Annotated in this window: 15 protein-coding genes and 1 tRNA gene; 4 read left to right on the top strand and 12 right to left on the bottom strand. The window is 65.2% G+C overall.

Going from position 1 to position 19,081, the window contains the following annotated elements:
* Positions 1 to 154 precede the first annotated feature (154 nt).
* Positions 155 to 1,399, top strand: coding sequence for a glutamate-5-semialdehyde dehydrogenase (locus J7396_RS13670; RefSeq protein ID WP_209261589.1), 1,245 nt, complete (start codon positions 155 to 157; stop codon positions 1,397 to 1,399).
* Between the two features lie 53 nt (positions 1,400 to 1,452).
* Here the strand turns inward: J7396_RS13670 and J7396_RS13665 are convergent, their stop codons facing one another.
* A complete protein-coding gene (locus J7396_RS13665; RefSeq protein ID WP_127167178.1) occupies positions 1,453 to 1,992 on the bottom strand; it encodes a hypothetical protein in 540 nt (179 codons plus the stop codon).
* Positions 1,993 to 2,811: 819 nt separating this feature from the next.
* On the opposite strand from J7396_RS13665, the gene J7396_RS13660 reads away from it, so the two are divergent.
* Positions 2,812 to 4,725: a CocE/NonD family hydrolase gene (locus J7396_RS13660; RefSeq protein WP_071117447.1), complete on the top strand. Its 1,914-nt coding sequence runs from the start codon at positions 2,812 to 2,814 to the stop codon at positions 4,723 to 4,725.
* Here the strand turns inward: J7396_RS13660 and J7396_RS13655 are convergent.
* The 5 genes from J7396_RS13655 to J7396_RS13635 all read right to left on the bottom strand — a co-directional run bounded on the left by J7396_RS13655 (position 4,706) and on the right by J7396_RS13635 (position 9,180).
* The gene (locus tag J7396_RS13655) at positions 4,706 to 5,971 is read right to left on the bottom strand and encodes an MFS transporter (protein WP_081029808.1); all 1,266 of its coding nucleotides are present in this window, start codon (positions 5,969 to 5,971) and stop codon (positions 4,706 to 4,708) included. The two genes, J7396_RS13660 and J7396_RS13655, sit on opposite strands and share 20 nt — an antisense overlap.
* Positions 5,972 to 6,054: 83 nt before the next feature.
* A tRNA-Pro gene (locus J7396_RS13650) sits at positions 6,055 to 6,131 on the bottom strand.
* A 59-nt stretch (positions 6,132 to 6,190) separates the two neighbouring features.
* Entirely contained in the window at positions 6,191 to 6,301 is a 111-nt protein-coding gene (gene cydX, locus J7396_RS13645; protein ID WP_008573380.1) for a cytochrome bd-I oxidase subunit CydX, read from the bottom strand.
* Between the two features lie 88 nt (positions 6,302 to 6,389).
* Positions 6,390 to 7,541 (bottom strand): cytochrome d ubiquinol oxidase subunit II, encoded by a 1,152-nt coding sequence (cydB, locus tag J7396_RS13640; protein WP_209261588.1) that lies wholly within the window; start codon positions 7,539 to 7,541, stop codon positions 6,390 to 6,392.
* Positions 7,542 to 7,557: 16 nt separating this feature from the next.
* On the bottom strand, positions 7,558 to 9,180 hold the full coding sequence (locus J7396_RS13635) for a cytochrome ubiquinol oxidase subunit I (RefSeq protein WP_014090334.1): 1,623 nt from the start codon (positions 9,178 to 9,180) through the stop codon (positions 7,558 to 7,560).
* 151 nt (positions 9,181 to 9,331) lie between these two features.
* Between J7396_RS13635 and cydD the strand changes: the two genes are divergently transcribed.
* Positions 9,332 to 11,068, top strand: coding sequence for a thiol reductant ABC exporter subunit CydD (gene cydD / locus J7396_RS13630; RefSeq protein ID WP_209261587.1), 1,737 nt, complete (start codon positions 9,332 to 9,334; stop codon positions 11,066 to 11,068).
* Complete coding sequence (gene cydC, locus J7396_RS13625; RefSeq protein ID WP_209261586.1) at positions 11,065 to 12,750, top strand: thiol reductant ABC exporter subunit CydC; 1,686 nt, start codon at positions 11,065 to 11,067, stop codon at positions 12,748 to 12,750. The genes cydD and cydC overlap by 4 nt, the downstream gene beginning before the upstream one ends.
* Positions 12,751 to 12,822: 72 nt before the next feature.
* On the opposite strand, the gene J7396_RS13620 is transcribed toward cydC, so the two are convergent.
* From J7396_RS13620 to J7396_RS13595, 6 genes are all read right to left on the bottom strand, one after another.
* The gene (locus J7396_RS13620) at positions 12,823 to 13,437 is read right to left on the bottom strand and encodes a cold shock and DUF1294 domain-containing protein (protein WP_014090331.1); all 615 of its coding nucleotides are present in this window, start codon (positions 13,435 to 13,437) and stop codon (positions 12,823 to 12,825) included.
* A gap of 150 nt (positions 13,438 to 13,587) precedes the next feature.
* Positions 13,588 to 14,790: a homoserine O-acetyltransferase gene (locus J7396_RS13615; protein ID WP_209261585.1), complete on the bottom strand. Its 1,203-nt coding sequence runs from the start codon at positions 14,788 to 14,790 to the stop codon at positions 13,588 to 13,590.
* A 300-nt stretch (positions 14,791 to 15,090) separates the two neighbouring features.
* Complete coding sequence (locus J7396_RS13610) at positions 15,091 to 16,104, bottom strand: tetratricopeptide repeat protein (protein WP_209261584.1); 1,014 nt, start codon at positions 16,102 to 16,104, stop codon at positions 15,091 to 15,093.
* On the bottom strand, positions 16,104 to 16,535 hold the full coding sequence (locus J7396_RS13605) for a cytochrome c-type biogenesis protein (RefSeq protein WP_008573805.1): 432 nt from the start codon (positions 16,533 to 16,535) through the stop codon (positions 16,104 to 16,106). Before J7396_RS13605 ends, J7396_RS13610 begins: the two co-directional genes overlap by 1 nt.
* On the bottom strand, positions 16,532 to 17,134 hold the full coding sequence (locus J7396_RS13600) for a DsbE family thiol:disulfide interchange protein (RefSeq protein WP_008573806.1): 603 nt from the start codon (positions 17,132 to 17,134) through the stop codon (positions 16,532 to 16,534). Before J7396_RS13600 ends, J7396_RS13605 begins: the two co-directional genes overlap by 4 nt.
* The gene (locus J7396_RS13595) at positions 17,127 to 19,064 is read right to left on the bottom strand and encodes a heme lyase CcmF/NrfE family subunit (RefSeq protein WP_011347686.1); all 1,938 of its coding nucleotides are present in this window, start codon (positions 19,062 to 19,064) and stop codon (positions 17,127 to 17,129) included. Before J7396_RS13595 ends, J7396_RS13600 begins: the two co-directional genes overlap by 8 nt.
* Positions 19,065 to 19,081 lie beyond the last annotated feature (17 nt).

Below are 19,081 nucleotides of genomic sequence, written 5' to 3'. Positions count from 1 at the left end.
ATTCGAGATTTGGGATTTGGGATTCGCAACAGCGTGTGCACTGCGTCCCTAGACCTCTGCCTCTTCGTCCCAGCGACTGACCCCTGGTAGTGATAAAACCGTGTCGCCCGCTTTTGCCAATCCCTAATCCCGACTCCCCAATCCCGGCTCCCAAATGACCATCAAAACGCTCGCTCTGCAATGCCGTGACGCCGCGCAGGTGGTGTCGCAATTGTCTGCACCGGCCAAGCATGCCTTGCTGGACGCGATGGCGGCCGCGCTGGAAGCCGATGCGGCGGCGATTCTGGCCGCCAATGCGCGCGATCTGGAGGCCGCGCGTGCCAAGGGCACCGGCAGTGCCATGCTCGATCGGCTGGCGCTGGACGACAAGCGCCTGGCCGGCATCGCGGCCGCACTGCGCGAGGTGGCGCAGCTGCCCGACCCGGTGGGTCGGATCACCCGCGAAGATGTGCGCCCCAACGGGATTCGCGTGCAGAAGGTGCGTGTGCCGCTGGGCGTGATCGCGATGATTTACGAGGCGCGGCCCAACGTCACGGCCGACGCTGCGGCACTGTGCATCAAGGCCGGCAATGGCGTGATCCTGCGCGGTGGCTCGGAGGCGATCCATTCCAATACCGCCATTGCGCGCGCACTGCAGCGGGCCTTGCGCGAGGCCAATGTGCCGGACGCGGCGCTGACCCTGGTCGAGGATCTGCGCCGCGAGACCATGCTGGAACTGCTGCAGCTCAGCGACATCGTCGATCTGGCGATTCCGCGCGGTGGCGAAGGCCTGATCCGGTTTGTCGCCGAGCACGCGCGCGTGCCGGTGATCAAGCACTACAAGGGGGTGTGCCACCTGTTTGTGGATGCATCCGCCGATATGGAGCTTGCGCTGCGCCTGCTGATCGATGGCAAGGCGACGCGGCCGTCGGCCTGTAATTCGCTGGAGACCTTGCTGGTGCATGCAGGCATCGCCGAGCGCTTCTTGCCGCTTGCCGCGCAGGCATTGCGCGAACGCAAGGTGGAACTGCGTGGCGATGCGGCGACGCAGGCGGTGCTGCCAGACATCGCTGTTGCCAGCGACGACGACTATGCCGCGGAATTCCTGGATCTGATTCTGGCCATCCGCGTGGTGCCGGATCTGGACACGGCGCTGGCGCACATCCGCCAGTACGGCTCGGACCACACCGAAGTCATCGCCACGCAGGATGCCGACAACGCCGAGCGATTCGTGCAGTCGCTACGCTCTGCGGTGGTGATGGTGAACGCCTCCTCGCGCTTTTCCGATGGCGGTGAACTGGGCCTGGGCGCGGAGATCGGCATCTCCACCACACGCCTGCATTCCTATGGCCCCATGGGCCTGGAAGCGCTCACCGTGGAGCGCTTCGTGGTGCGTGGTCAGGGGCAGATACGACATTAACGACACGGAACGAATCTGACGCAGCTGTAGCACTGGGAGATGGATGCCCAGAATTACGCCGTTGTCTTTTCGCCTCCTAGTACAGTGCGGACCCATCGGTCGTCCATAGGGGACACGAAGCCCGTTCCCGATAGCCACACCTGTTTTCCTTCCCGATCCCACTTTTCCATTTTTTCTCTGAACTTTTCGGGGTAGTGGTTCGCTCTACAGGCAATGTTGCACCAAGGGTCGCAAACGTATATATCAGCGTTCCATTCCGTCATGTCCGATGGCAACGGGCCTGCACCCGGTACCGGCCCGATAATCGCGGTGGTGTGAGTCCTTCCACCCAGGAACGCAAGGCGCGCAATCAAATTATGGTCTTGCTGTAGTTGATGAACGGCCAGTACAGCCAATTCGCCGCAGTTATGGGCGTTGCCGTACATTGCCGATGACACTATATCTTCCTCTAGACTATCTACTTCATTTCGCATGCGCTCGATTTCGCGGGTCGCGTTGTAAACCCGTAGAGCTTCTTCGTACCCTTCATTTTTGCGCTTGTTGCTTGATTTTAAGCGCGGCTTTTTATAATACCCGGATCTGACGGATCGCATGACCTGCGTTACCGCGCTGAGGTTGGATGTTTGACTAGCGCTTCTACTACTATTCAAGCTTCGCAGCCCTTCTAGTCGGCTGTCTGCCCGGTCCGGGTTGCTGGTGTAACGCGAACTATTGCCCGTAGCCTGCGGGTGAGGCGGAGAGCTTTCGTTATAAGTGATTCTTCCTGAATTGCCACGCTCGATTGAGCCGCAGAGACCCATATCTAAGTACCTCGATTGCTTGACGGAATTCTATGATCTATAAAAATGTGGTCTGCGGCGGATGAAATGCGAATAAATTGCCAAGTGTGCGAATCGAGAATTTTATTTTAATCTTGATGCTGGGATTCGATATCCTACTATTTAATTCCCAGCCAAGTATATGCGTCGATCATTTTCAATCATTGAGCCTCGTTGCTGGGGGTTTTGGGCGAATTACTGTTCTAAGCGAGTGTCAGGCTGCTTGGCTTATCAAGCAAAGATAGGTGCTGTTTTCCGGCAACGCGAGCAAGGCAGCGTCGGTGTACCACTGATGCTTACCATCAACGAAGGGGGCATTTGCCGCATCGCTTGCTTAAGTGCGATATAGAACACGCCACGAACCAGTCGCCGCATCGCCCGCTTGCGCGCATAGCTTGCCGCACGCATCCATCTGAAAGGGGATTGCGCGCTCGAGTCATCTGTCAGGCAATCGATGACTCGACTATTTCCGTATGGAAGTTGCTTAATTTCGGCCCGCCAGACCCCGGTAAGGCCACCCACGACCTTTGACACTCCCCTGGGCCGCCGACGCCTGCCTACAGTAGATGACTGCCCGCACTTTCGGAGTCGTCCATGCGCCGCCTTGCCGCCTGCCTGCTAGCCACCGCCATTGCCGCCGCCACCGGCACCGCGATGACGCAAACCTCGCCGATGACGCCGGACATCACCGGCAAGCCGTTCGTGGCTGCCGATGCGAGCAACGACTACATCAAGCGCGAGGTGATGATTCCGATGCGCGATGGGGTCAAGCTGCACACGGTGATCGTGCTGCCGAAGGGCGCCAGGAACGCACCGATCATGCTGACACGCACGCCTTACGACGCCAGTGGCCGCACCGAACGGCTGGCCTCGCCGCATATAAAGGACCTGCTGTCTGCCGGCGACGACGTCTTCGTGGAAGGCGGCTACATCCGTGTGTTTCAGGACGTGCGCGGCAAATACGGTTCCGAAGGCGATTACGTGATGACGCGCCCGCTGCGTGGGCCGCTCAATCCCAGCGAGGTCGACCATGCCACCGATGCCTGGGACACCATCGACTGGCTGGTGAAGAACGTCAAGGAAACCAATGGCAAGGTCGGCATGATCGGCTCGTCCTACGAAGGCTTCACCGTGGTGATGGCACTGACCAACCCGCATCCGGCGTTGAAGGTGGCGGTGCCGGAAAGCCCGATGATCGACGGCTGGATGGGCGACGACTGGTTCAATTACGGCGCGTTCCGCCAGGTGAATTTCGATTATTTCACCGGCCAGCTCAGCAAGCGCGGCAAGGGCGCCGGCATCGCGCGTCAGGGGCACGACGATTACAGCAACTTCCTGCAGGCCGGCTCGGCCGGCGACTTCGCCAAGGCCGCAGGTCTGGAGCAATTGCCGTGGTGGCACAAGCTCACCGAACACGCCGCCTATGACGCGTTCTGGCAGGAGCAGGCGCTCGACAAGGTAATGGCGCGCACGCCGCTGAAGGTGCCCACGATGTGGCTGCAAGGCCTGTGGGATCAGGAAGACATGTGGGGAGCGATCCACAGCTACGCGGCGATGGAGCCGCGCGACAAGCGCAATACGCTCAACTACCTGGTGATGGGCCCGTGGCGCCACAGTCAGGTGAACTACGACGGCAGTGCCTTGGGCGCGCTGAATTTCGAAGGCGATACCGCGCGCCAGTTCCGTTCCGAGGTGCTGCGCCCGTTCCTGGACCAGTACCTGGTCGATGGCGCGCCCAAGGCAGACACGCCGCCGGTGTTCATCTACAACACCGGCGAAAACCATTGGGACCGCCTCAAGGCATGGCCGCGCAGTTGCGACAAGGGCTGCGCCTCGTCCAACAGGCCGCTGTATCTGCAGGCCGGCGGCAAGTTGTCGTTCCAGCAACCGGTGGCCGGGCAGGCGGGCTTTGAAGAGTACGTGTCCGACCCCGCCAAGCCGGTGCCGTTCGTGCCGCGCCCGGTGGATTTTGCCGACCGCGCGATGTGGACCACCTGGTTGGTGCACGACCAGCGCTTTGTCGATGGCCGCCCTGACGTGCTGACCTTCGTCACCGAGCCGCTGACCGAGCCGCTGCAGATCGCCGGTGCCCCCGAAGTGCATCTGCAGGCCTCCACCAGCGGCAGCGACAGCGATTGGGTGGTGAAGCTGATTGATGTGTATCCGGAGGAGATGGCGTCGAACCCGAAGATGGGCGGCTACGAGTTGCCGGTGTCGCTGGCGATCTTCCGCGGCCGCTACCGCGAGAGCTTCAGCACGCCCAAACCCTTGGCCTCCAATCAGCCGCTGGCATTCCAGTTCGGCCTGCCAACCGCCAACCACACCTTCCAGCCGGGCCACCGGGTGATGGTGCAGGTGCAGTCCAGCCTGTTCCCGCTGTACGACCGCAACCCGCAGACTTACGTGCCCAATATCTTCTTCGCCAAGCCCGGCGATTATCAGAAGGCCACGCAGCGGGTATACGTGTCCCCCGAGCAGCCCAGCTACATCAGTCTGCCGGTACGGTGAGCGCGCGGGCGCCGCGTGCCGGCGGCGTCCACGCATCTTCCAGCAACTGCGGGCGGCAGGCCACCCAGGCGGCGGCCAGCTGCACCAGCAGGCAGATGACCAGGAACACGAACGGGGAGGTCCAGCCGCCGCTGTGCGCGTGCAGCCAGCCGAACAGGAACGGCCCCAGGCAGCTCACCGCATAGCCCACGCCCTGCGAGAAACCGGACAGCGCAGCCGAACCGGCCGCCGTGCGGCTGCGCTGATTCACCAACACCAACGCCAGCGGAAACGTACTCGGCCCCAGGCCGAGCAGGGTCACCCACAGGACCGGTGCGGCCAGCGGCGCCCACCACAGCCCGGCGAACGCGACCAGGTGGCAGGCTGCGCATAGCAGCACGATCGGAAACGGATTGCGCATGCGCACCGCCAGCGCCGGCATGGTCAGCGCGCCGACCATGCCCAATGCCGCGAACAACGCCACCATGGTGCCGCCGAACGCAGGCGATGCACCGGCTTCGCGCAGCAGCGTCGGCAGCCAGGTGAACATGGAATAGGTCACCAGCGAGGTCATGCCGAAGGTCACCGCCATGCTCCAACCCAGCGCCGTACGCGCGACGCGGCCTTCGGCTTCGGGCGTGGGTGTGACCGGTGCCGGGCCGGTGGCGCGGATGCGCCGATGGTTGGCGTGCACCAGGGCCCACGCCGCCGTTGCCAGCAGGGCCGGCAGCACCCACGCCACCATCGAACTGCGCCAACCCAGCGCATCGGCCACCGGCACTGCCAGCAGGGCCGGCAGCAGCGTGCCGACCTGCAGCACGGTGATGTACAGCGTGCTCACCCGGCCCACGCGGTCGCCGAAGTAACGCTTCACCAGCGGCGGCAGCACCACGTTACCCATGCCCATACCGGCCAATGCCACCAGCGAGCCGACCAGCAACCCGGCGGTGCCCGGCAGCAGCGGGCGCAGCACCAACCCCAGCGTGGCCAGCGCCATCGACAACAGCGCCACGCGCAGCAAGCCGAAACGGCGCAGCAATGCGGGCGTTGCCACGCCGGTGAGTGCGAACGCTGCGGTCGGCAACATGCCGAGCGCACCCATGGTGGGCGCGCCGAAGGCGTACTCGTCGGCAATGCGTTCCAGCAGCGGCGTCAGCGACGTCACCGCGGTGCGCAAGTTGAATGCGGACAGCAGGATCGCGGCCAGCACCAGGCCGCGACCACGCAACTGGGCGGACGAAGAAGACGCGGCAGTGACAACAGACATGACAGACCATCCGCGTCGCGCACGTGCGTGCAACGACGCCTGAAAACACAAAACCGGCACAAGGCCGGTTTGTGTTTTGAAACTGGTCGGGGAGACAGGATTCGAACCTGCGACCTCTACGTCCCGAACGTAGCGCTCTACCAGACTGAGCTACACCCCGAAGGAGCCGCGTATGTTACATAGGGAATGGGGAATCGGCAAGCATCTGATGAAATTATTTTACTGAGGCGGCTCGCCACGCTCGGGCTCGCGTGCTTCGAACCACATGCCGTTGAGCACCGCGGCCAATGCCGCCAGGCCGGTGCCAAGTATCCATGCGAAATACCACATTGGTGTGCTCCTCGAATCGTTGAACAGGATGATGGCGGTGCGCAGTGCGGCAACGGCAGCGCAGGCACTGCGATCGCTGCCGCGGCGCTCAGTACGCGTTGGGGTTGGCCGTGACCGCATCGTCGGTGACCTTGCCCTTGAGCACGCGATACACCCAGCTCGTGTACGCCAGCACGATCGGCATGAACACGGCAGTGGCCAGCAACATGATCCACAACGTCAGACGGCTGCTGGATGCATCCCACACCGTCAGGCTCGCGCTTGGCGCGCTGGAAGAGGGCAGCAGGAACGGGAACAACGCAAAGCCCACCGTGAACACGATGCCGACGATGGCGCTGCCGGAGGCGATGAAGGCCAGGCCGCCGCGCCGCAGGCGTAAGCACACCGCGCTCATCGCAAGCCCGACCATGCCCACCAGCGGCGCCATCAATGTGGCCGGCATGCTACTGTAGTTGTGCAACCAGCCGCCCGCGGCCGTGAGCGCAGCGGTCTTGCCGAACGGGTTGGTGGCCGCATCGGTGGCCAGCACCGAGGTCACCGCATAGCCGGGCAGACCCAGCGCCACCCATGCGCCGCCTGCTGCAAACAGTGTCAGCGCACACAGCGCGGCGATGCCGCCGAAACGTGCCGCGCGCTCGGCCACCGGTCCATCGGTCTTGAGCACCAGCATCGCGGCGCCATGCGCGAGCAGCATCGCCACGCTGAGCAAGCCGGCGAGCAATGCGAACGGCGTCAGCAACCCGAGCAGGTTGCCGGTGTAGAACGTGCGCATGCTGTCGTCGAAGTGGAACGGCACACCCAGCAGCACGTTGCCGACCGCCACGCCCATGATCAGCGCCGGAATGAAGCCGCCGACGAACAACGCCCAGTCCCAAGTGCTGCGCCAGCGCGGACTCACCAGTTTGCCGCGGAACTTGAAACCGACCGGGCGCAGGATCAGCGCGAACAGGATCAGGAACATCGCCAGATAGAACCCGGAGAAGCTCACTGCATACAACGGCGGAAACGCGGCAAAGATCGCGCCGCCGCCCAGGATCAACCACACCTGGTTGCCTTCCCAGACCGGGCCGACGGTGTTGATCACCAGCCGGCGTTCGGCATCGTTGCTGGCGACGAACGGCAGCAGCGCGCCCACGCCCAGATCGAAGCCGCCCATCACCGCGTAGCCGGACAGCAGCACGCCGAGCAGCAGCCACCAGATCACGCGCAGGGTCGTGTAATCGAGCAATACGAAATCCATGATGTCTCTCCTTTGCTTACGGTGCGCTGCCGGCCACGGCACCGGAACTCAGCGGTGCGTGACGCGACGGGGCATGGTCCTGCAGGGCGGCGGGCAATGCGTTGGGCGGCATCGGTGGGAACAACACCTCCGGTCCCTTGTTGATGGTCTTCAGCGACAACTTGATCGCAATCACCAGCAACGTCGTGTACAGCGCGGTGAAGCCCACCAGCGTCATCACGATCTCGTAAAGGTCCAGCCCCGAGGCGGCGTAGAACGTGGGCAGCACCCCTTCCACCGCCCACGGCTGGCGGCCGTATTCGGCAACGAACCAACCGCATTCGATCGCGATCCACGGCAGCGGCAACGTCCACAGGGCCAAGCTCAGGAACCAGCGTTTTTCCTGGAAGTTGTGCTTGCAGGCAAACCAGAAGGCGACAGCGAAAAACGCGATGAGATACATGCCGATGGCGGCCATGATGCGGAAGGTCCAGAACAGCGGCAGCACGCGCGGTACGGTGTCCATCGCGGCCTGGGCAATCTGCTCCGGCGTGGCGTTGCCGATATCGTCGCGATAGCGCTTGAGCAGCAGGCCGTGGCCCAGGTCCTGCCAGTGCGCATCGAAAACCTTGCGTGCTTGGGCGTCGTTCTTGTCGGCGCGGATGCGTTGCAGTGCGCCGTAGGCGATCTGACCGCCGCGGATGCGGTGTTCGGCACGGCCGACCAGTTCGAGAATGCCTGGAATTGGCTCATCCAGCGAACGCGTGGCGATCAAGCCCATCAGGTACGGAATCTTGATGGCGTAATCGTTGCGATGGGTGGTCTGGTTCGGAATGCCGAACGCAGTGAAGTCGGCCGGTGCGGCTTCGGTTTCCCACATCGCTTCGATGGCGGCCAGTTTCATCTTCTGGTGTTCGCTGGCGGCGTAGCCGCTCTCGTCGCCCAGGACCACCACCGACAGCGACGACAGCAGGCCGAACGCTGCAGCCACCGCAAACGAACGCCGTGCCATTTCAATATGCTTGCCCCGCAAGAGATAAAACGCACTGATCGACATCACGAACACCGCGCCCAGCACGTAGCCGGCACTCACCGTATGCACGAACTTGGCCTGCGCCACCGGGTTGAACAGCACTGCCACGAAATCCACCACCTCCATGCGCATGGTGTCGGGGTTGAACACCGCGCCGGCCGGATTCTGCATCCAGCCGTTGGCGATCAGGATCCATAACGCGGAGAAGTTGCTGCCCAGCGCCACCAGCCAGGTGGTGATCAGGTGCTGTACCTTGCTCAGGCGATTCCAGCCAAGAAAGAACAGGCCCAAGAAGGTGGCTTCCAGAAAGAACGCCATCAGTCCCTCGATCGCCAGCGGCGCACCGAAGATGTCGCCCACGTAATGGCTGTAGTACGACCAGTTCATGCCGAACTCGAATTCCATCACGATGCCGGTGCCGACACCCATGGCGAAGTTGATGCCGAACAGCACACCCCAGAACATGGTCATGCGCCGCCAGATCTGCTTGCCGGTCATGACGTAGACGCTTTCCATGATGCCCAGCAGGAACGACAGACCCATGGTGAGCGGTGGAAAGATGAAGTGGTACATCGCGGTGACTGCGAACTGCAGCCGCGACAGTTCGACAACTGTCGAGTCGATCATGGCGGGTGGGCCTGGTTGAGGGTCGGTAAGGAATGTGGCGATCATCTGCCGCCATCGCGCCGGCCGCGTTGATCCAAATCAATGCGGTCCTGAACAGGTGCGTCACACTGTCCATCCCCGACCGGGAGGCGGCGACTTACAATCGCGTGCAATGCGCAGTCTTCAGAAGAGCGACGTGAGCCAGCCCAGCGTGCAAGCCAGCGAAACGCCCGCCCAGCGCCGTCAACGCGGCCACTGGCTGGATGCGCTGGCCGCATCGGCCACGCGCGCGCGGCGGCTCGCCGGCGTGGCGGTGGCGTTGTCGGGTGCGTTGCTGCTTGTGCAATCGGCTGCGATCGCCTGGCTGGTACAGGCGGTACTGGTGCAGCACCTGGCAATGGCGCAATTGCGCAACGTGGGCGCGGGGTTGCTGGTTGCGCTGATCGGGCGCGCGCTACTCAATGCCTGGGCGCAATCGTTGACCGGCGATGTGGCCGACGTGGCCAAGCGCGAACTGCGCGCGCGCATTGCGCAACGCCTGGTGCAGCACGGGCCGCTATGGTTGCGCCGGCAACGCAGTGGCGAACTGGGCGAGTTGAGCCTGGCGCATACCGATGCGCTGGAAGGCTATTTCGTCGGCTACCAGCTCGCTCGCATCGAAATGGTGCTGGTGCCGCCGCTGATTCTGATCGCGGTGTTTTCGGTCGATTGGGTGGTCGGGCTGGTGTTGCTGCTCACCGCGCCGCTGATTCCGTTCTTCATGATGCTGGTGGGGTGGGGCGCCGAGGCCGCAGGGCGCGAACAACTCGGCGAACTGGCGCGCATGGGCGGGCATTTTGCCGATCGCCTCAAGGGCCTGGGATTGCTGCGCGTGTATGGCCGCGGCCAGGCTGAATTGCAGGGCATTGCCGCCGCTGCCGAGGGCGTGCGCGAGCGCTCGCTGAAGGTGTTGCGCATCGCATTCCTGTCCTCCACCGTGCTGGAGTTTTTTGCCTCCGTCAGCGTTGCGATCGTAGCGCTGTACTTCGGCTTGAGCTATCTGGGCATGCTCCATCTGCACGGTATGCCGTCGCTGGGTGCCGGCATGTTCTGCCTCTTGCTGGCGCCGGAATTCTTCGCACCGCTGCGGCGCCTGGCCGCGCATTACCATGACCGCGCGAACGCCTTGGCTGCCGTGGCCGAAGCCGAGCGCTTGCTGCAGGGTTTCCAGCCGGCTGCCGCCGCGCACACCGCCGTGCTACCCGCACGTGCCCTGGAGCCGGCGCAAGCGCATGCGCCCTTGTTGCAGGCACGTGGATTGGTGCTGCGTCCTGCCGGCGCGCCGCAGGTGGTGGTCCAGGAGTTCGCGCTGACGCTGGAGCCCGGCCAGCGCGTTGCGGTGATCGGTGCCAGCGGCAGCGGCAAGAGCACGCTGCTGGAAGGACTCGCCGGTTGGCTTGCACCCGAGGCGGGCAGCGTGGCCGTGCGCCCGGGGGCGCGCATTGGATATGCCACGCAGCGGCCCTACCTGTTTCACGCCAGCATCGCCGACAACCTGCGCCTGGCCGACCCGCAGGCCAGCGATGCGCGCCTGCACGCGGTGGCCGAGGCGGCGCAGGTGCTGCGCTTTGCAGCGCACTTGCCGGCCGGCCTGGACACGGTGATCGGCGAGCGTGGCTTTGGTTTGTCCGGTGGCGAAGCCCGCCGCGTGGCGTTGGCGCGATTGTTGTTGCGCGAGCCGGAGGTGTTGCTGCTGGACGAACCCACCGCCTTTCTGGACCCGGACACCGAAGCGGAATTGCTGCGGACGCTGGGCATCTTTGCGCGCGGCCGTGCGGTCGTTCTGGCGACGCATAGCGCTGCGGCGATGCGTTGGGCCGACACGGTGATCGATCTGCGCGGCGTGCCGGTCACGCTGGAGGCACCATGAGCCGCCCCCAGCCTGATCGTTTGCGCGATGTGTTTCGTCTGCATGCCTGGCGCCTGCTGTTGTCGGCAGTGCTGGTGCTGGTCACCATGCTTGCCGGTGTCGGCCTGCTGGGCTTGTCCGGCAGCTTCCTGACCGCCGCTGCGCTGGCAGGCGTTGCCGGCATGGGGGCCGGTTTCAACTTCTTCTCGCCGTCGGCCGGCATTCGCGCCTTGACCTTCGCGCGTATCGTGTCGCGTTACGGCGAAAAGTTGATCGGGCACGATGCCACCTTGCGCATCGCCCGCGATCTGCGGGTGTGGTTCTTTCGCCGCGCCTTGCCGCTGGCGCCCGGGCGATTGTCGGCCACCCGGACCGGCGATCTGCTGGCGCGGTTGATGTCCGACATCGGCGAGGTCGACGGCCTGAGCGTGCGCGCGTTGGCACCGCTGGCCGCATTGCTCGGCATCTGGTTAGGTGGTGTCGCCGCCGCTGCGCTGATCTATCTCCCCGCTGCGTGCTTGTTGCTGGTGCTTGGCGTGCTGATCGGCGGGCTGGTGCCGTGGCAGGTGGCACGCGGCGGCGCGCAGCGCGAGCAGTTGCGTGCACAGCAGCGCACGGCCTTGCGCACGCAGGCCTTCGAAGGCCTGGAGGGCGCGGCCGACCTTGCTGCGGTCGACGCGCAGGGCGCCTGGCTGCAGCGCAGTGACGCCGCCGCCGCCGCCGTCACCGGCGGCGATCGCATCCAGCGCAGACGGCTGATCACCGGCAACCTGCTGCATGCGCTCTGCGGCGGGCTGGGGCTGGCCAGCATGCTGTGGCTGGCACTTGGCGCGGCCGAACGCGGGCTGATCGCCGCCGAGCTCGCTGCGGGGTTGGTGTTTTTGACCATGGCGTTGCTGGAAGTCTGGGCCGGTGCAGGGCTGGCATTGCAGGCGCTGCAAAGCGCACGCGTTGCCGCCAGGCGCCTGCAGGCCATCGTCGATCAAGCGCCATCGGTGAGCGATCCGGCGCACGCGATCGACGTGCCGCGCACCGGCACGTTGCAATTGCAGCAGGTGTCGTTTGCCTGGCCCGGTAGCGTGCGCCCGGTGCTGCACGCGCTCGATCTGACCCTGGCGCCGGGCGAGCGCATTGCCATCAGTGGCGATAGCGGCAGCGGTAAAAGCACAGTGTTGGCGTTGTTGCTGCGCCTGTGGGATCCGCAGGCCGGGCAGCTGCGCTACGCGGGCATCGACCTGCGCCACCTCGCACAGGCGCAATGGCACCAGCGTATCGCCTGGCTGCCACAGAACCCGCCGGTGTTTGCCGGCAGCCTGCGCGAAAACCTGCTCATCGGCGACGCCGCTGCCGATGATGCCGCACTGTGGCAGGTGCTCCAACAGGTGCGCCTGGGCGCGTGGGCCAGCGCGAACGACGGTCTGGACACCTGGGTTGGCGAAAACGGCGCCACGCTGTCTGCCGGCCAGGCGCGCCGGCTCGCCCTCGCGCGGGCACTGCTGCGCGATGCCCCGATCCTGTTGCTCGACGAACCCACCGATGGTCTGGACGTGGATACCGCCCACGCGCTGTTGGTCGACCTGGCCGCCGCACTCGGCGAACGCTCGCTGGTGATGATCACCCACGACGCGCTGCCGCCCGGTGTCGTGCAACGGCATTACCGGATGCGTGAGGGAACGCTGGAGTTGCTCGACCAGAACGCATAGCCGATCACCGAGGTCCTCGAACGTGGTCACAGGGTGGGAGTTGATCGCCGGGCCGCGCGTTGTTGATCGCGTTCAATCAAACAGCACCGCAAGCGCGGCCATCAGATCGGTCTCGGTCACTGCCAGTACCAGTGCACTGACGTTCAACGCAACCGTGAGCCAGAACGTCAGCTGAAACGCCGCCTTGCTGCACTTGTGCCGGTAGATTTCCTGCGCCAGCAACGCACCTGGCCAGCCACCGATCAGCGCCAGCAGGTGCAAGCTGGATTCGGGTATGCGCCATTGATTGCGTTGCGCGGCCGATTTGTCCATCGCATAGATCAGCAGGGTGACCAGGCTGGCCGCCGCGTACCAGAGCGGGACGATCACCGGTACCACGTGCATCAGCGTGGCCGCCGCCAACGCGAGCATCGACACCGCAGCCAGCGTCTTGCGTGGCAAGCCGCTGCGACGCTGTTCGGTTCTGGCGGCGGTGGTACGGTCTGCCCACTGCACTTGCGTGGCATTCAGGCGTTTGTACGCATCGCGTTCGATTGCATACGTGATGATCTCCCCATCGCGCGGGCGACGCGTCTGCTGTGCAAATGCGCTGATATGGACGAATGCGCGGTCGCCACCACCATGGGGCGTGACGAAGCCAAAGCCCTTGTGATCATTCCAGTCGCTGAGACGTCCCTGATAGCGCATTCGCGTTGCTCTGTTGGATGGTGTGGCTTGCCGGTGCGATCTGCGCGCATATCACGCATCAATTTCCCAGCCGGAAAAACAGCGGTGACGGTCGTCATCTTCCAGCAGCATCGGCCGAGATCCGGCGGCGCAGAGCGACGTTCAAGGAACTCAACAGCCCTGCAAAAAGTCGCGGACCGCTGGGCCGAAGCGGGCGAAATCGACCAGGAACGCGTCGTGGCCTTGCGGCGAATCCAGGCCGATGAAGTGCGCATCGGCGCCGCCGGCACGCAGGCCGTCGGCAATCTGCTCCTGCTGCTGCACCGGGAACAGGATGTCGGTGTTGGCACCGATCGCCAGCGCACGCGCGATGCGGATACGCGCCAGGCCGGCAAGCACCGTGTCGGCGGTCGAGACGCCGGTCTGCGGCTTGGCAGAGGCGGGCAGGGCATCTGCATGGGCGTGGTCGATGGCAGAGTCGGTAGCCGGTTGCTCGTCGACATGCTCGGCCAGGTCGAACCAGTCCATCGAGCGGCTCAAGTACAGATAGCAGTTGGGGTCGAAGAAGCGCACGAAGCGGCGCGCGTGGCCTTCCAGATAGCTTTCCACCTGAAATTCCAGCCCGAACGGATCATCTGCCGCCTGCTCGGAATCCAGTCGCACGCGGCCGAAACGACCGTCCCATTCCAGCGCCGAGCGATAGGTGATCACGCCGAGCTTGCGCGCCATGCGCATGCCCGATTCCGGGTAGCGGGCATCGTCGTAGTGGCCGCCATTCCAATGCGGGTCCAGCCGGATCGCCTCGCGTTGCAACGAGCGGATTGCGATCGAAAACGGCAATGCCTGCGCGCTGCCGGAAATATTGATATGGCTGCGCGCGATGCCGGGATGACGCAGCAATAGCGCCAGCGCGGTCATGCCGCCCATCGAGTTGCCGATCAGGCAAGCCAGTTGCGCGATACCCAGTGCGCGTACCACATCGGCGGCGGCGTCGGCCACGTCTTCGATCGACAAATCCGGAAAGGTGAGGCGATACGGCGCGCCGGTTGCAGGGTTCACCGAGGCCGGCCCGGTCGAGCCCTTGCAACTGCCCAAGGAATTGACGCAGACCACGAACCAGCGTGCGGTATCGATCGGCTTGCCCGGGCCCAGCATTGCTTCCCACCAGCCCGGCTCGGGGTTGGCCTGGTTTGCCGCCGCGTGCGCATTGGGCGACAGGCCCGTGACGATCAGGATCGCGTTGCTGCGATCTGCGGCCAGCGTGCCCCAGGTCTCGTACGCCACGCGTGCCTGATGCAGCACGCCACCGCGCTTCATCGGAAACGGCGAGGGCAGGGCGTGGTACAGCGTGCCGGCAGGGATGAATTCAGTCATGGGCCAATTCTAGCTGGCACTGCGCGAGGGTGCTGGGGCATGTGAGATGGGAAATACACGAAGCGAGGGGCGCTCATTTGATACGCGATTAGGCTGCTGGCCGGCGGTGCGTACATTCGTCTGCATGCGCATGTAGACAACGAAACATCCGGCTCAGCAGGCAGTCGCAAACGCCGCTCGATCTGTGTCGATGCACGCGTGATGTACCTTCGGTACAGCGGCATGGCTGCACGAAGATCGAGTGTTTGCCCGCATCAGTTAGGTCGATGACCGCGCCCATCACACGCAATGCGTCAGCCATCAGCGGCCGATCACCAGTTCCACCGGCGCGGCCGCAGGCAGTGCGACCGTCACCGGAGCGCTCTCCACGTCATCGGCCTGGCGCATGGCGTTGCCGCTGCGCGACAGCCGTGCCAGCAGCTGCACGTTGTCCAGCGACGACAGCGTGCGCGTCGGCATCGGGCTGTCGCCATCGTCCAGCGTGATGGTCAATGGAAGCTCGCGCAGCGCGTGTTTTTCCACCGCCACCGGCATCGGCGTGTCGGCCGCGCGCGCGATCACGAACACGCTGGTATCGCCGGGCAGTCCGGCGCGCTTGGCGAATTCGGCATCCAGCGTCACGCGCACCTGAAGGCGTTTGCCACTCGCTGCGGCGGCGGTAGGCGCAGCCGGTGCCTGGAGCGGCTCGAGCCTGGCGTCCTGTCGGGCGGCATTGATCTGTTCGAGCAGGCCCGGGCGGGTGGAGGCATCGACCACGCGCAATAGCGGCTCCCATGTCGCACTGGCCTTGGCCGGCTCACCGGCTTGGCGCTGCACCACCCCCAGGAACCAGCGCGCGCGTTGGTGGTCCGGTTGCACCGCCAGCGCATGTTCGAGCAGGCGCATGGCTTCCGGGTCCGGGCGGCCGCTGTCGTCGGCAAGCATGCGCGCCTGCGCCGCGGCGACCAGCACGTCCGCTTCGTCCGGACGGAGTGCGACCGCGCGTGCGAAGGCATCGCGCGCTTCGGCAAATTTCTGCTGGCTGGACAGTGAGCGCCCCAGCAACACCCAGCCCTCGGCCTGCTCGGGGTGACTGGCCAGCGCCGCGCGCAGCTGCACGATGGCTTCATCCAGCGAACGTGGCGTGGCCGGGCGATCGGTCGGCTGCGTGATGGCGCCTGGCGCTCCGACTAGCCAGTACAACGCCGTGCTCGCGGCCAGCAGCAACACTGCCACGCTTGCGGCCAGGCCGCGCGCTTCGCGCCACAGCGGGCGCAACACCACGCCGAAGGCCAGTAGCGCAATCACGATCCCCGCGACGACAAAGCCGGCCATCACCACTCCTGCTCATCGGCAGGCACGGCGGGCGCGGCCACGCTGCGTTTGCGTACCACCCGCACCACGGCGCCCGCGCCCAGCAGCAACACCAGCAGCGGACCGAACCATAGCAGCCAGGTGCGCGACTCCACCCGCGGGCGATACAGCACGAACTCGCCATAGCGCGCGACCAGGAACTGGCGGATCTGCGCATCGCTGCGGCCCTCGTGCATCAGCGCCAGCACCTCCCGGCGCAGGTCCTGCGCAATCTGCGCGTTGGAATCGGCCAGCGACTGGTTCTGGCATTGCACGCAGCGCAACTCGGCGGTGAGTGCGTGAAAACGCGCCTCCTCTTCGGCCGATGCATAGCGCAGCGGCGCCGGATCGCCGACCGGCTGGGCGAATGCCAGCCAGGGCAGTAACACTAGCGTCAGCAGCCAGCGGGTCATTGTTTGGCGTGCAGGTCCGGTGCGGCGGTGGGCGAACGTTCGATCTTGCTCAGCGCCGGAATCAACTGGGTGTCGATGATGGATTGGGTCAGCATGCCGCTGTACTTCCACCGCACCACGCCACGCCCGTCGACCAAGAAGGTTTCCGGCGCGGCAGCAATGCCGAAATCGATGGCGGTGCGGCCATCCTGATCGGCGACCACCAGCAGATACGGGTTGCCGAGTTGTTCGAGCCAGCGCAGCGCATCGTTGCGCTCGTCCTTCCAGTTGTAGCCGATCACGCGTACGCGCTTGGTCAGCGCGAAGCGGCTCAGCACCGGGTGTTCTTCGCGGCAGGCCGGGCACCAGCTGCCCCACACGTTGATGATGTACGGCGCGCCGCGCAGTTCGCGCGCATGCACCACGATGGCTGGGTCGTGCAGCAGCGGCAGCGCGAATTCCGGCGCCGGTTTGCCGATCAACGCAGAGGGCAGGGCATCGCGATCGTCCTGACCGGAGCGCACCACCGCGTAGACCAGCAGCGCTGCCAGGGCGAGCAGCAGCACGATGGCGCCCACGAGAACCGCAGTGGGCAGGCGGGGCGAACGTGACTCAACCATCTTGGATCTCCGGAGAACGACGAAAACGCCGGTCGGCCGCGGTCACCAGGCCGCCAAGCGCCATCAGCAGCGCTCCCAGCCAGATCCAGCGGACGAACGGTTTGAGGTGGACACGCACCGCCCAGGCCTGGTTGCCCAGCGGTTCGCCAAGGGCGACATACAGGTCGCCAAACGGGCCAGGACGAATCGCCGCCTCGGTCAATGTCTGGCCACCGCTGGCGTAGCGGCGCTTTTCGGCCTGCAGCGCGCCCACCGGCGCATCGTCCTTGAGCACCTGCAGGTTGGCACGGTCGGCCACGTAATTGGGCCCGCGCAGTTCTTCCAGCCCGTCGAAATGCAGGGCATAGCGGCCGATCTGCACCTGTTGCCCGGGCGCCAGCGCCACTTCGCGCTGCAGGCTCAATCCCTCCACCAGCAGGGCACCGGACAGGAACACCGCAACGCCCAGGTGCGCCAGTACCATGCCCAGCATCTCGGCGGTGAATCTGCGCCCCTTGGCCGCCCGCCGCGTCCACAGGAACCGCGCGGTGCCCAGCAGCACCCAGGCTGCACCGGCGACACCGAAGGCGGCTTTCAACTGTCCCTGCGGCGCGACCAACCAGGCCAGCACGCCGGCCGCCAGCGCCAGGCCTGCCCACGGCGCCAGCATCGCCAGCGGCCGCGAGGCCTGTTCGCGCTGCCAGCGGGTGAGCGGGCCGAACGGCAGCAGCGCCACCAGCGGCGCCATCAGCACCACGAACAAGGTGCCGAAGTAGGGCGGGCCGACCGACAACTTGCCCAGTCCCAACGCATCGGCGAGCAGCGGGTACAAGGTGCCCAGCAACACCATGGCGCAGGCGCAGGTGAGCAGCAGGTTGTTCAACAGCAGCAAGGTTTCGCGCGAGCTGCCGGCGAATGCGCGACGCGGATCGTCCGCCACCGACAGAAGCGGCGCGCGCAGCGCATACAGCAGCAACGAACCACCGACCACGGCCAGCAGGAATACCAGAATGAACAGCCCGCGCGACGGGTCGGCGGCGAACGAATGCACGCTGGTCAACACGCCCGAGCGCACCAGGAAGGTGCCCAGCAGCGACAGCGCGAAGGCGGCGATTGCCAGCAACAAGGTCCAGCTGGCGAAGCTGCCGCGCTTTTCGGTCACCGCCTGCGAATGCAGCAGTGCGGTGCCCACCAGCCACGGCATGAAACTGGCGTTCTCCACCGGGTCCCAGAACCACCAGCCCCCCCAGCCCAGCTCGTAATACGCCCACCAGCTACCGAGCGCGATGCCCACGGTGAGCATCGACCAGGCGACATTGGTCCACGGCCGCGTCCAGCGCAGCCAGCGCGCATCCATACGGCCTTCCAGCAGCGCGGCGATGGCGAACGCGAACGGCACGGCAAAGCCGACGTAGCCGCAATACAGCATCGGCGGATGGACGATCAGCCCCGGATCCTGCAGCAGCGGATTGAGGTCGCCACCTTCCGGCGGCACCGGAAACAACCGCGCAAACGGGTTGGAGGTGAACAGCAAGAACGCCAGAAACCCAATACTCACCAGCGCCATGACGCCGAGCACGCGCGCGATCACATGCGCCGGCAGCTGCCGCGACCAGATCGCCACCGCGCCGGTCCACAATGCCAGCACCAGCGTCCACAGCAGCAGCGAGCCTTCGTGCGCGCCCCACACCGCCGAATAGCGGTACATCACCGGCAGCAGGCTGTTGGAATTCTCGGCGACGTAGCGCACCGAAAAATCCTGCACCAAGAAGGCGTGCGTCAACACGGCAAAGGCCGATGCGATCAGTGCCAGCTGCACCAGCGCTGCCGGCCGCGCCACGGCCATCCAGCTGCTGCGTCCGCGTTGTGCGCCTGCCAGCGGCACCACGGCCTGCACCAGCGCCACCAGCAGGGCCAGCACCAGCAGGAACGTCCCGAGTTCAGGAAGCATCGGGTCGGCGCGTTGTC

The sequence above is a fragment of the Xanthomonas sp. A1809 genome (genome assembly GCF_017746015.1).
GTDB lineage: Bacteria > Pseudomonadota > Gammaproteobacteria > Xanthomonadales > Xanthomonadaceae > Xanthomonas > Xanthomonas euvesicatoria.
Note: the sequence above shows the minus strand (reverse complement) of the source record. Positions and strands in the feature narration are given on the sequence as shown.